This is a genomic window from Pseudokineococcus sp. 1T1Z-3 (assembly GCF_037482365.1).
Classification (GTDB): Bacteria; Actinomycetota; Actinomycetes; order Actinomycetales; family Quadrisphaeraceae; genus Pseudokineococcus.
In genome coordinates this window covers 60,665-73,464 of record NZ_JBBHZF010000025.1, presented here as the reverse complement: position 1 = coordinate 73,464, position 12,800 = coordinate 60,665, and the positions used below count along the sequence as shown (strand labels likewise).

General features: G+C 77.4%; 9 protein-coding genes. 8 read left to right on the top strand and 1 reads right to left on the bottom strand.

All coding sequences use genetic code 11. The features are described 5' to 3' along the window. Window positions 1-68: 68 nt before the first annotated feature. From WDV86_RS11030 to ligA, 3 genes are all read left to right on the top strand, one after another. Window positions 69-1,139, top strand: a complete 1,071-nt coding sequence (locus tag WDV86_RS11030) for a methionine synthase (protein WP_339567685.1) — start codon at window positions 69-71, stop codon at window positions 1,137-1,139. A gap of 325 nt (window positions 1,140-1,464) precedes the next feature. Continuing rightward, window positions 1,465-2,508: a hypothetical protein gene (locus WDV86_RS11025; RefSeq protein ID WP_339567684.1), complete on the top strand. Its 1,044-nt coding sequence runs from the start codon at window positions 1,465-1,467 to the stop codon at window positions 2,506-2,508. 181 nt (window positions 2,509-2,689) lie between these two features. Next, window positions 2,690-5,164: an NAD-dependent DNA ligase LigA gene (gene ligA, locus WDV86_RS11020; protein ID WP_339567683.1), complete on the top strand. Its 2,475-nt coding sequence runs from the start codon at window positions 2,690-2,692 to the stop codon at window positions 5,162-5,164. A gap of 90 nt (window positions 5,165-5,254) precedes the next feature. Here the strand turns inward: ligA and WDV86_RS11015 are convergent, their stop codons facing one another. After that, a complete protein-coding gene (locus WDV86_RS11015; protein ID WP_339567682.1) occupies window positions 5,255-5,680 on the bottom strand; it encodes a glycosyltransferase in 426 nt (141 codons plus the stop codon). Window positions 5,681-5,827: 147 nt separating this feature from the next. On the opposite strand from WDV86_RS11015, the gene gatC reads away from it, so the two are divergent. From gatC to WDV86_RS10990, 5 genes are all read left to right on the top strand, one after another. Beyond that, window positions 5,828-6,169 carry an Asp-tRNA(Asn)/Glu-tRNA(Gln) amidotransferase subunit GatC gene (gatC, locus tag WDV86_RS11010; RefSeq protein WP_339567681.1) on the top strand — a complete coding sequence of 114 codons (342 nt, stop codon included), beginning with the start codon at window positions 5,828-5,830 and terminating at the stop codon, window positions 6,167-6,169. Then, window positions 6,169-7,743 (top strand): Asp-tRNA(Asn)/Glu-tRNA(Gln) amidotransferase subunit GatA, encoded by a 1,575-nt coding sequence (gatA, locus tag WDV86_RS11005; protein WP_339567680.1) that lies wholly within the window; start codon window positions 6,169-6,171, stop codon window positions 7,741-7,743. The genes gatC and gatA overlap by 1 nt, the downstream gene beginning before the upstream one ends. After that, window positions 7,740-9,281, top strand: coding sequence for an Asp-tRNA(Asn)/Glu-tRNA(Gln) amidotransferase subunit GatB (gene gatB, locus WDV86_RS11000; RefSeq protein WP_339567679.1), 1,542 nt, complete (start codon window positions 7,740-7,742; stop codon window positions 9,279-9,281). The genes gatA and gatB overlap by 4 nt, the downstream gene beginning before the upstream one ends. Window positions 9,282-9,363: 82 nt before the next feature. Continuing rightward, window positions 9,364-10,572: a GNAT family N-acetyltransferase gene (locus tag WDV86_RS10995; protein WP_339567678.1), complete on the top strand. Its 1,209-nt coding sequence runs from the start codon at window positions 9,364-9,366 to the stop codon at window positions 10,570-10,572. A gap of 193 nt (window positions 10,573-10,765) precedes the next feature. Then, a complete protein-coding gene (locus WDV86_RS10990; RefSeq protein WP_339567677.1) occupies window positions 10,766-12,787 on the top strand; it encodes a M48 family metallopeptidase in 2,022 nt (673 codons plus the stop codon). Window positions 12,788-12,800 lie beyond the last annotated feature (13 nt).

Here is a 12,800-nt window from a genome sequence, read left to right as displayed (position 1 = left end):
CGCCCCGGCCGCGGGGACGGCCCCGGCGCCGGGCGGCCGGGGGAGGTGGGCGCGGCTACCGTCGCCGCGTGGACGTGCGGGAGGAGCAGGGCGGCGGCGCGCAGGCCGAGGCGGTGGCGCGGCCGGCCCCGCTGCGGGGACGCCTCAGCGGCACCGGGTCCTGGCCGGTCGAGCACCCGCTGGAGGCGGCCCGCACGGTCCTCGACGAGCTCGGCACGGCCCCGGGCCTGCCTTTCGTCGTCGAGCAGCCGGGGCGGGGCCCGGGGGCCGAGCCCGTCGGGCGGACGGCGTCGGTGCTCGTGGACCTGCCGGTGGACCTGCAGCCCTCCGGCTGGCGGTTCGTCGACCACGCCGGCCGCGACGCCGAGCGGGCACGCAGCCTGCGGCGCAGCGACCTCGACGCCCTCGCCGAGGCGGCCGACGGGTACGCCGGCGAGCTCAAGGTCCAGCTCGCCGGCCCGTGGACGCTCGCCGCCTCCGTCCGGCTGCTGCGCGGCGAGCGCGCCAGCACCGACCCCGGGGCGCGTCGCGACGTCGTCGACTCCCTCGCCGAGGGGCTGGGCGAGCACCTCGCCGAGGTCCGGCGGGCCGTCCCGGGCGCCGAGCTGGCGCTGCAGGTCGACGAGCCGTCCCTGCCGGCCGTCCTGGACGGGACGCTGCGCCGCGCCAGCGGCTTCGGCCGCGTGGAACCCGTCCCCGCCGACGAGGTCGAGGTCGGCCTGCGGACGGTCGTCGAGGCGGGCCGTCGGGCCGGCGCCCGCCACGTGCTCGTGCGGTGCGGGGAGGCCGGGGCGCCGCTGGACCTGCTGGGGCGCACGGGCGCCGACGGGGTCGGCGTCGACCTCGCCGGCCTCGACGACGCGGCGTGGGAGGCGCTGGCCCCGCTGCTCGAGGACGGCCGGACGCTGTGGGCAGGCCTGCGCCCCGACGGCCCGGACGGGGCGCTGCGCCGGCCGGCTGACCTCGTCGAGGACGTCCGCCGGCCGTGGGCACGGCTGGGCCTCCCGCCAGCCGCGCTGGCCGGCGTGGCCCTCACCCCCGCCGGGGGGCTCGCGGGCGCCACGCCCGCGCGGGCCAGGGCCGTCCTGCGCCGGCTGCGGGAGGCCGCCGACGCGCTGCTCGACGTCTCCGCGGGGTGAGCTGCGGCGTCCTGCCCGCTGCGGCAGGTCGACCCGGCCGACGCCCGTCACCGGTGCGCCCCGTCGAGCCTCCGGGCCGGCTCTACCACGCACCGTGACCCTGCGGGGGTCTGGTCAGGGACTCCTTCGGGTGACGGCGCCACCGGACGGTGTCGACCGGGCCCGTTGCATGAGCGTTCACATCCAGGTCATTGCCTCTGGGTGATCGTTCTGCCACGGTACGGGCGTCCGCGTGACCGACCACCGTGCGGCCGGCGCGGCCCGCCCGGGCCTGCGCGTCCATGACAGAGCCTCGCCCGAGGCCGACGAAGGAGCCCCCCGGAACATGAAGCTGATCAGCGCCCTCACCGCTGGCACCCTGCTGGCCGCCGGCGGTGTGGTGGCCGTGGCCGTCCCCGCGACGAGCGCCTCCGGCCTCACGACGCGGTGCGACGGCACCGCCACCGGCGTCACCATCCCCGGCGACCTCGTCGTCCCGCCGGAGGGCGCCTGCGTCCTCACCGACGTCGTCGTGCAGGGCAGCACCCGCGTCGCCCCCGGCGCCGACCTCGTCGCCGAGGGGTCCACCTTCGGCAACGCCGTCCTCGTCGCGGAGGACAGCTACTTCGAGGTCAACGGCTCCGAGGTCGACGGCCGCGTCACCTCGCGCCAGGGCTGGGGCGTCGCCCTCTTCGACAGCTCGGCGACCTCCGTGGTCGTGCGCATGGTCGACGGCTCCGCGGTCGACAGCAGAACCACGCTGGAGGCCAGCACGGTCGACGGCCAGGTGGACGTGCGCACCGGCGAGCTGGAGCTCACCTCGTCGAGCGTCTCCGGTCCCGTCCGGGCCATCGGCACCGTGTTCGCCGACGTCGTCGACTCGACCATCGGCCAGAGCCTCGACGTCGTCGACAACGCCGAGGGTGGCGTCTTCTGCGAGAGCGAGGTCTACGGACCGGCCACCTACACGGGCAACGGCGTCCTCCTGCAGATCGGTGCCGACGGCCCCGTCGAGCCCTGCGACATGGCCAGCTTCTGGGGCAGCGACGTGACGATCTCGGACAACATGGCCGAGGTCTTCGTCGACCAGAACATCGTCGCCGGCTCGCTCAGCGGCACCGGCAACGACCCGGCCCCGACGGTCGGCGACGCCAACCGCGTGCGCGGGTCCCTGGGCGGGCAGTTCGCCGCGGGCGGCGAGGCGGGTGCCACGATCGCGCCGCAGGCGCTCGAGGCCTCCATCGCCCGGACCGCCGCGAGCGAGCCGTCGTCGGCGGACCTCACGGTGGAGAGCGTGACCCAGCGCTCGGAGACCACGGCTGCCCGCCTGGCCGAGCGCTCGGCGAAGGCCGAGGCCGCAGCGGTCGAGGCTGGTCCGATCGACCTCTGAGGTCCCGCACCCCAGACGCTCCCTGACGAGGCCGCCCCGGCGGGTCCTTCCCGGACCCGGCGAGGCGGCCTCGTCGCGTCTGGCCCTCCCGTCTCGGGCCCCGGGGAGCGCGCGCCGCCCCGGGGAGCGCGCGCCGCCCCGGGGCGGGCCGTTGCCGGGGCCCTCCGGCAAGATGCGCGACGTGAGCCCGACCCCCGCCGAGCACGTCCGTCCGACCGCCGGGAGCAGCGCGGACGAGGAGGCCCGGGTGACTCCCGAGGGCGGTGCGGCGGTGGGCGCGCCGGCGTCCGAGGAGGACCGCCGCACCTGGGCCGAGCTCGCCGAGGAGGTGCGGGGCCACCAGCTCGCCTACTACCTGCGCGACGCCCCGACGGTCCCCGACGCCACCTTCGACGCCCTGCTGCGGCAGCTGCAGGAGCTGGAGGCCGCCCACCCCGAGCTCGCGGCGCCCGACTCCCCGACGCAGCGGGTCGGCGGCGCCTTCTCCACCGAGTTCACCCCCGTCGACCACCTGGAGCGGATGCTCAGCCTCGACAACGTCTTCACCGCCGAGGAGCTGGGCGAGTGGGTCGAGCGGGTGGTGCGCGACGCCGGCGAGGGCGCGCGGCTGCGGTGGCTGTGCGAGCCGAAGATCGACGGGCTCGCCGTCGACCTGGTCTACGAGGACGGTCGGCTCGTGCGCGCGGCGACCCGCGGGGACGGCCGCACGGGCGAGGACGTCACGCTCAACGTCCGCACCATGCGCGACGTCCCGCACCGGCTGCGCGACGACGCGGGCGTGCCCGTCCCCGAGCTCCTGGAGCTGCGCGGGGAGGTCTTCATCCCGGTCGAGGACTTCGCCGAGCTGAACGCCGGACTGGTGGAGGCGGGCAAGCAGCCCTTCGCCAACCCCCGCAACTCGGCGGCGGGCTCGTTGCGCCAGAAGGACCCGCGGGTCACCGCCCGCCGGCCGCTGCGGGTGCTGCTGCACGGGCTCGGCGCCCGGCGGGGCCTCGACGTCAGCACGCAGTCCCAGGCGTACGAGTATCTCGCCGCGCTCGGGCTGCCGGTGAGCCCGTACGCCCGCGTCCTCGACGACGTCGCCGACGTCCGCGCGTTCGTCGCCGCGACGGGCGAGGGGCGCCACGACGTCACGCACGAGATCGACGGCGTCGTCGTCAAGGTCGACGACCTCGCCCTCCAGCGCCGCCTGGGAGCCACCAGCCGGGCGCCGCGCTGGGCCATCGCCTACAAGTACCCGCCCGAGGAGGTCACGACCCGGCTGCTCGCCATCTCCGTCAACGTGGGGCGCACGGGGCGCGTGACGCCCTTCGCCCGGATGGAGCCGGTGCTCGTCGCCGGCTCGACCGTCGAGCTGGCGACGCTGCACAACGCCGACGAGGTCCGCCGCAAGGGCGTCCGGCCTGGGGACCTGGTCGTCGTCCGCAAGGCCGGTGACGTCATCCCGGAGGTGCTCGGGCCGGTGCTGCCGGCGGCCGGGGCCAGCGGGGGCGGCGACGGCACGGGCGACGAGGCCGAGGTGCCCGGGCGCGGGCCGGAGTGGGTCATGCCCACGCACTGCCCCTCCTGCGGGACGCGCCTGGCGCACGAGCGCGAGGGCGACAAGGACATCCGCTGCCCCAACGCGCGCACGTGCCCGGCCCAGCTGAGGGAGCGGCTCTTCCACATCGCCTCCCGCAGTGCCTTCGACGTCGAGGCGCTGGGCTGGGAGGCGGCCGGTGCGCTGCTGGGCGGCGTGCCCGACGCCGGGGGCAGCCGCGACGGCGAGCGCTCGGGCGGGGGGACCACCGGGGAGGGGGCCGAGGCGGCAGGGGCCGACCCGGTGGTGGACGAGGAGGAGGACCCGGCGGGGGACCGCGTCCTGCTCGACGAGGGCGGGCTCTTCGACCTGGGTGAGCCCGACCTGCTGCGCGTCCCGCTGTTCCGCAACGCGAACGGCGACCTGTCGGCCAACGGCCGGCGGCTGCTGGACAACCTGGCCGCCGCGCGGGACCGGCCGCTGTGGCGCGTGCTCGTCGCGCTGTCGATCCGCCACGTCGGGCCGACGGCGGCCCGCTCGCTCGCGACCCGCTTCGGCAGCCTCGACGCCGTCGTCGGCGCGAGCGCCGAGGAGCTCGCCGCCGCCGACGGCGTCGGGCCGGTCATCGCCGACGCCGTCCTCGCCTGGTGGGACGTCGACTGGCACCGCGACATCGTCGAGTCCTGGCGGGACGCCGGCGTCCGGCTGGAGGACGAGCAGGACGCCTCGACGCCGCGGCACCTGGAGGGCGTCACGGTCGTCGTGACGGGGGGCCTGGAGGGCTTCAGCCGTGACGGCGCCAAGGAGGCGATCCTCACGCGCGGCGGCAAGGCGTCCTCCTCGGTGTCGAAGAAGACCGACTTCGTCGTCGTCGGGGAGAACGCCGGCCAGAAGGAGGCCCGCGCCCGTGAGCTCGGTCTGCGGATCCTCGACGAGCAGGGCTTCCGCACGCTGCTGGAGCAGGGCCCCGCCGGTCTGCCGCCGGTGGTGGACGAGACCGACGCCGAGACCCAGCCCGCGACCTCGGACCACAGCCCGGACCGGATCCCGGACCACAGCCCGGACCAGACGCAGACCCGGAGCGAGAGCGGGGCCGTCGGCGGTGCGGCCGAGGAGGGTGACGGCCCTCCCTCCTGAGGGGCGGGGCCTGGCCTGGGCGCCGCCCGGGACGGTCGGCGGCGGTGGGCCCCTCGACCTGCCCGCACGCCTTCTCGCCCCGGGCCTGCCTCAGCCCACCGCCACCTGGTGCCGGGGGCGCAGTGGCGTCGTGGGCCGACGAGGCGGGGCGCGGAGGGCGGCCACGTCGGTCTGGTAGACCGCCACGCTCGCGGCGTCGATCCGGTCGGCGGCCCGGGCGGCCTGCGCGCCGAGGGAGAACGGTGACGCCAGGTGGACGACGTCGGGCGCGCACGCCCGGAGCACCTCGGCGACGCGCGGGCTCGGCAGCCCGAGGCACAGGTCGGCCCCGGGCAGGCGCACGGCGGGCACCCGGACGGTCGGGACCGTGTCGAGGACCGGTCGGTAGCGCGCCTCGGGCGCGACGAGCAGGCACTCGTGCCCGCGCCGGGCCAGGTGCTCGCACACCCGCGCGACCGAGCGCGTCACGCCGTCGACGGCCGGGGACCAGGACTCGGCGACCACCACCACACGCACGGGGACTGCCTACGGCCGACGGTGGCGTCCTCGGCGGCCGCGACGCGACCGCGCGCCGTCGCGTCGGTGAACCTCCGTGGGGCACGGCCCTTCGGGGTCGCCCCGCAGCCGTCGGTGCGCCCGCCGTGCGCTCCTAGACTCACCGCCATGCCCGACCCGACCTCCACCGCACCTGACGTCGCCGCGCCGCGTGCCACCGCGCTGACCGCCGCGGACGTCGCCCGCCTGGCCGCCCTCGCGCGCATCGACCTCGACGCGGCCGAGATGGAGCGGATGGCCGGCGAGCTCGACGCCGTCGTCGCCGCCGTCGCCTCGGTCTCCCGGGTCGTCGGCGACGACGTCCCGGCCACGAGCCACCCCCTGCCGCTCACCGACGTCTACCGCGAGGACGTCGTCGAGGGCGGCCTGGACCGCGACGAGGTGCTGGCTGGCGCGCCGGCCGCGCAGGACGGCCGCTTCCTCGTCCCGCAGATCCTCGAGGAGGACTGATGGGCGCCGCGTCCGCGACTCCCGACGCCCTCGTGCGCGCGACCGCCGCCGACCTCGCCGGGCGCCTGGCCGCCGGCGAGGTGAGCAGCGAGGACGTCGTGCGCGCCCACCTGGACCGCATCGCCGCCGTCGACGGCGCGCCCGGCGACGGCGAGGGCCTGGCCGCCTTCCTGCACGTCAGCGGCGAGCAGGCGCTCGCGAGCGCCCGCGCCGTCGACGCCCGGCGTGCCGCCGGTGAGCCGCTGCACGCCCTCGCCGGCGTGCCCGTGGCCGTCAAGGACGTCGTCGTCACCCGCGGGACGCCGACGACGGCGGGCTCGCGGATCCTGCAGGGCTGGGTGCCGCCCTACGACGCGACGCTCGTCGAGCGGCTGCACGCCGCGGGGATGCCGGTGCTCGGCAAGACGAACATGGACGAGTTCGCCATGGGCAGCTCGACCGAGCACTCGGCCTACGGCCCCACCCGCAACCCGTGGGACACCACCCGCACCCCGGGCGGCTCCGGCGGCGGCAGCGCCGCCGCCGTCGCCGCCTTCGAGGCGCCGCTGGCCGTCGGGACCGACACGGGCGGCTCGATCCGCCAGCCCGCGGCGGTGACCGGCTCGGTCGGGGTGAAGCCGACCTACGGCGGCGTCTCCCGCTACGGCCTGGTCGCCATGGCCTCCAGCCTCGACCAGGCCGGGCCGTGCGCCCGCACCGTCCTGGACGCCGCCCTGCTGCACGAGGTGATGGGCGGGCACGACCCCCGCGACGCGACGTCGCTGCCCGACCCGGTCGGGGCGCTCGCCGACGCCGCCCGCACCCGGGACGTGCGCGGGATGCGGGTCGGCGTCGTCCGCGAGCTGACGGGGGAGGGGTTCTCGGCCGGCGTGAGCGCCAGCTTCCGCGCGGCCCTGGACCTGCTGGCTGACGCCGGGGCCGAGGTCGTCGAGGTCTCCTGCCCGACCTTCGCCCACGCCCTGGACGCCTACTACCTGATCATGCCGAGCGAGGCCTCCAGCAATCTCGCGCGCTTCGACGGCATGCGGTTCGGGCTGCGGGTCGAGCCGGCCGAGGGGCCCGTGACGGCCGAGCGCGTCATGGCGGCCACCCGCGGCGCCGGCTTCGGGCCCGAGGTCAAGCGGCGGATCATCCTCGGCACCTACGCGCTGTCGGCGGGCTACTACGACGCCTACTACGGCTCGGCGCAGAAGGTCCGCACCCTGGTGCAGCGCGACTTCGCCGCGGCCTTCGAGCAGGCCGACGTCCTCGTCTCCCCGACGGCGCCGACCACCGCCTTCCCCCTCGGCAGCAAGCTCGACGACCCGCTCGCCATGTACGCCGGGGACATCGCGACCATCCCGGCCAACCTCGCCGGCGTGCCCGGCATGTCGCTGCCGAGCGGCCTGGCCGAGGACGGGCTGCCCGTCGGCTTCCAGGTGCTCGCCCCGGCCCGGGCCGACGAGCGCCTCTACCGCCTCGGCGGCGCGCTCGAGGCCCTGCTGGACGAGCAGCGCGGCGGGGCGCTGCTCGACGCGCTCCCGGAGCTGCCCGCCCTCGCCACCGCTGACCGCTCGGAGGCCGTCACCGCATGAGCACGCTGTCCACCGCCCCGGCCGTGACGCGCACCGACGCCCTCGTCCCCTACGACGACGCCGCGGCCCGGTACGACGTCGTCGTCGGGCTGGAGGTGCACGTCGAGCTGGGCACGGCGACGAAGATGTTCGACGGCTGCTCCACGGCCTTCGGCGCCGACGCCAACACCCAGGTCTCGCCGGTCTCCCTCGGGCTGCCCGGGGCGCTGCCGGTCGTCAACCGGCTCGCCGTGGAGCACGGCATCCGGATCGGCCTCGCGCTGTCCTGCGAGATCGCGGGCATGTGCCGCTTCGCGCGCAAGAACTACTTCTACCCGGACATGCCGAAGAACTTCCAGACGTCGCAGTACGACGAGCCGCTGGCTGCCGACGGCTTCCTCGACGTCGCGCTCGAGGACGGGACGCCGTGGCGCGTCGACGTCGAGCGGGCGCACCTGGAGGAGGACACGGGCAAGTCCACGCACGTCGGCGGGGCCACCGGGCGCATCCACGGCGCCGACCACTCCCTCGTGGACTACAACCGCGCCGGCATCCCGCTCGTGGAGATCGTCACCCGCCCGGTGCTCGGCGCCGGTGCGCGGGCGCCCGAGGTGGCGCGCGCCTACGTCGCGGCGCTGCGGGACCTGCTGCGGGCGCTCGGGGTCTCCGAGGCGCGGATGGAGCAGGGCCAGATGCGCGCCGATGTCAACGTGTCGCTGCGCCCCTCGCCGGACGCGCCGCTGGGCACGCGGACCGAGACGAAGAACGTCAACAGCTTCCGGTCGGTCGAGCGCGCCGTGCGGTACGAGGTCTCCCGGCAGGCGGCGGTGCTGGACGCCGGCGGCGCCGTCGTCCAGGAGACGCGGCACTGGCACGAGGACACCGGCGTCACGACGTCGGGGCGCCCGAAGTCCGACGCCGACGACTACCGCTACTTCCCCGAGCCCGACCTGGTGCCGCTCACCCCGTCGCGGGAGTGGGTCGAGCAGGTCCGCGCCACGCTGCCGGAGATGCCGGTCGCCCGGCGCGCCCGCCTGCAGGGGGAGTGGGGGTACAGCGACCTGGAGATGCGCGACGTCGTCAACGCCGGCCTGCTGGAGGTCATCTCGGCGACCGTGGCCGAGGGGGCCAGCCCGGCGGCGGCCCGCAAGTGGTGGGGCGGGGAGCTGGCGCGCACGGCCAACGACCGGGGCGTCGAGGTCACCGAGCTGCCCGTCGGGCCGGCCGAGGTGGCCGAGCTGGACCGGCTCGTCGCCGAGGGCCGGATCACCGACCGGATGGCCCGGGAGGTGCTCGCGGGCGTCCTCGCGGGGGAGGGCCGCCCCGAGCAGGTCGTCAGCGCCCGTGGGCTGGAGGTCGTCTCGGACGACTCCGCGCTCGTCGCCGCCGTCGACGAGGCGCTCGCCGCCCAGCCCGACGTCGCGGAGAAGATCCGCGGCGGGAAGGTGCAGGCCGCCGGCGCCGTCGTCGGTGCCGTCATGAAGGCCACCCGCGGGGCCGCCGACGCCAAGCGGGTGCGCGAGCTCGTGCTGGAGCGGGTCGGCGTCGCGGGCGGCTGAGCCACCCGCCCGCCGCCTCGCGCGCTCGGCTCGGTGGGCTGCGGCGTCGGGAGGACCCGCGGTCCGGCGCTAGCGTCGAGGCGTGAGCGATCCCTCCCGCCCCTCCTCCTCCGACGTCGAGATCCGTGTCCTCACCCCGGAGGACCACGACCGGCAGTGGCGGCTGCACGCCCTGTCCTTCGGCGAGGACCTCTCCTCGCCGCCGCCCGCCGGCAGCGAGCCCGAGGGGGACGTGCGCTTCGGGGCGCTGTCGCCGGACGGCGACCTGCTGGGCGCCGTCACGCTGCGGCCCGCCGAGCACTGGTGGGGCGGACGGCGCCTTCCCGCCGGGGACGTCACCGACGTGGCCGTGCAGCCCGAGGCCCGCGGCGCCGGCGTCGCCACCGGCCTGCTGCGCGCGCTCCTGGAGGCGGCGCACGAGCGGGGTGCCGCCGTCTCGGCGCTCTTCCCCACCGTCGCCGGTCTCTACCGCCGCGCCGGGTGGGAGGTGACGAGCACGCTGACCACCGTCGAGGTCCCGACGCACGCGCTCGCCCGCGGCGGTCCCGCCCCGGGCCTCGCCGTCCGGGCTGGGGGGCCGGCCGACCTGCCCGCCGTCGCGGCCCTCTACGAGCGGGAGGCGCAGGCGCGCAGCGGCATGCTCGTGCGTCCGGCCCCACCGACCGACCGCCTGCCCGAGGGCGTCGACGGGCTCACCCTCGTCGAGGACGACGGCGTCCTCGTCGCGGCCGCCAGCTGGCACCGCGGCCGCGGGTACGGGCGCGAGGCCGTCTTCACGGTGCGCGACGTCGTCGCGGACACCGCGCCCGCGGCGCGCACGCTCCTCGGCGTCCTCGCCGGGTGGGCGCCGGTCGCGCGCAACCTGCACCTGCGGCTGCTGCGGAACGACGCCGTCGCCGCGGCGCTGCCCGTCGAGCTGGCCCGCGTCGTCGACCGCAAGGTCGTCATGCACCGCGTCGTCGACGTGGAGGTCGCCATGAGCGGGCGGGGCTGGCCGGCCGCGGTGTCCGGCTCCGTCGTCGTGGACCTCACCGACGACCTCGCGCCGTGGAACACCGGGACGTGGGAGCTGGCCGTCTCCGGCGGGCAGGGCCGGGCGGTGCGCACCGACGCCGAGCCGGTCGCCCGGCTCACCCCGAGCGGCCTCGCGGCGCTGTACGCCGGGGCGGTCACGCCGCTCGGCGCCGTCCGCACCGGGGGAGCCCAGGTGCTCGGCGACGAGCGCGCCGCGCTCGCGGGCCTCGACGTCCTCGCCTGCGGCGACCTCGTGGAGGTCCTCGACTACTTCTGAGCGTCGCCTGCCGGGACCGCGGCGAGGGGCAGGTCGACGACGGACGAGGGGCCACGGCCCCCTGAGCCTCCCGGGCTGGCTCCGGCCGGGTGATCGTGCCGGTTCTCCTGCGGGCGACGTCGTCGGTCGCCGATGCTTGCCCGCGGCACGACGTGCGTGCCCGCCCGCACCAGGTCGGTGCCCGGAGGACCCTGTGAGCCGTCTCGTCCCCGTGAGCGCCGCGCTGGCGCTCGTGGCCCTCGTCGCCTTCCCCCTCGTCGTCCTCGTTCTCGCCGCCGGGATGACGGTGGCCGCCGTCTCCCTGTCCGGCGACGTCCCCGTCGTCCCGCAGGTCCTCGGCTGGGGCGCCGTCGCCCTGGTCGTGGCGCTCGTCGGTGCCGTCGTCGCGGCCGTCCGCGCCCGCCCGGCCCCGGCGGCGGGCCCCGAGCTGACGCGCGCGGACCACCCCGCGCTGTGGGCCGAGGTCGACGCCGTCGCCGCGGCGGCCGGGACGAGCTCGCCCGACCGCGTCGTCGTGGACCTGCAGGTCAACGCCTCGGTGGCGGAGGTGGCCGGCTGGCGGGAGGTCGTCGTCGGGCTGCCGCTGCTCGTCGGCCTGCGGCGGGACGAGCTCCGGTCGGTGCTCGCGCACGAGGTGGGGCACGTGCTCGGCGGTGACACGGCCGCGACCGGCGTCCGCCGGGCCGCCTTCCGTGCCAGCGCCCTGCTCGGCTCGGCGCTGGACGAGGTGGGCACCCCGGTGCGCCTGCTCCTGCTGCCCTACGTCCTCACCTACGAGGCGCTCGCCCACGTGGCGACGCGAGAGCAGGAGCTGCGCGCCGACGAGCTGGCGGCGACTGTGGCAGGTCCCGACGTGGTGGCCGCCGCCCTGCGACGCGCTCCAGCCCTCGTCATGGCGTGGGAGCACTACTGCGAGAGCTACCTCGGGCTCGGCGTGCCGGCGCGCCGGCGCCCTCGGCTGGCCGAGGGCTTCGCCGCCCTCCTGCGGGAGGACGCCCCCGCGCTCGAGGAGGCCGTGGCGGACGAGGTGGCGCGGGAGGGCCGTGGCAGCCTCCTCTCGATCGGAGCGCTGCTCGACTCCCACCCGTCGACGTCGAGCCGCGTCGAGCACCTGCGCAGGCTGGACGTACCGATCCCGCACGCCGGGCCGGGCGACGACGAGGCCGCGCTGTCCCTGCTCGGCGGCGGCGAGGCGGCCCTCGCCGACCTGGAGGCTCGGCTGCTGGAGGGGACCCCGCTGCGCGGCGAGGACCCGCTCGCCTCGTGGGACGAGGTCGTCGACGCCGCGTGGCGGGTCGAGGTCGCCGACGTCCACGCGGACCTCGTCCGGGCCGGGCAGCGCACCGGGCTGGCGCCGGGAGGCAGCCCCGCCGAGCTGCTCGACGCCGTCGCCGCCGGGCACGGGCTGCGCCTCGTGGGCGCCGTGCAGCGCGGGCTCTCCGAGGAGGACCGCTGGCAGGCCCTGCACGAGCTGCTCGCCGGTCTCGCGGGGTCGGTCCTCGCGACCGCCGGGCGGGCCCGGGCCGAGGTGTGCTGGACCGGGCCCTGGCGGGTGCGGGCCCTCGCCGCCGACGGGACCCCGGGAGCGGAGCTCGACCTGGAGGCGCTCGTCGTGCCGGTGCTGGAGGACCCGGCCCGCGGTGCCGCGGCGCTGTCCCGGACGCTCGTCGGGCTCGGCGGCGAGCTCTCGTCGACCGTCCCGTCGCTGACGACGTCGTCGGAGGCCGCGGGTGGGGTGCCGGACCTGCGTCTCGACGTGGCCGGGGTCGTGGTGGCGATGTCCCCCGCGCGCGGCGTCCGGCGCGACGTCGTCGTGGCCCGGGAGGGTCTGCTCCTGGTGCCGTCCGCGCCGCTGCCCTGGTGGAGCCGCCTCCTCGAGCCCGTCGCGGCGCGGCGGTGCCGGGCGCGGGCGGAGGAGCTCGCGCTCGGCGAGCCCGCCACGCTGCTCGCCGAGGGCGGTCGCTGGCTGCCCGTCGAGCAGGTGCGGTACGCGTCGACGCACATCCGGCCATGGGGCTTCACGCTGCGCCTGGACCTGGCGGACGGCGAGCGGCTGTCGCTGCGCACGACCGGCCGGACCGAGGAGGTCGGTGACGCGGTCGAGCAGCTCGGCCTGCTCGCCGCCACGCACCCGCGGCGCCTCGACGACGCGCCCGACCACCGGGCGGGCGACGTCCGCGTCGAGCGCGAGGGCGACGTGCCCGAGCCGGTCTGAGGGGCGAGCGGCC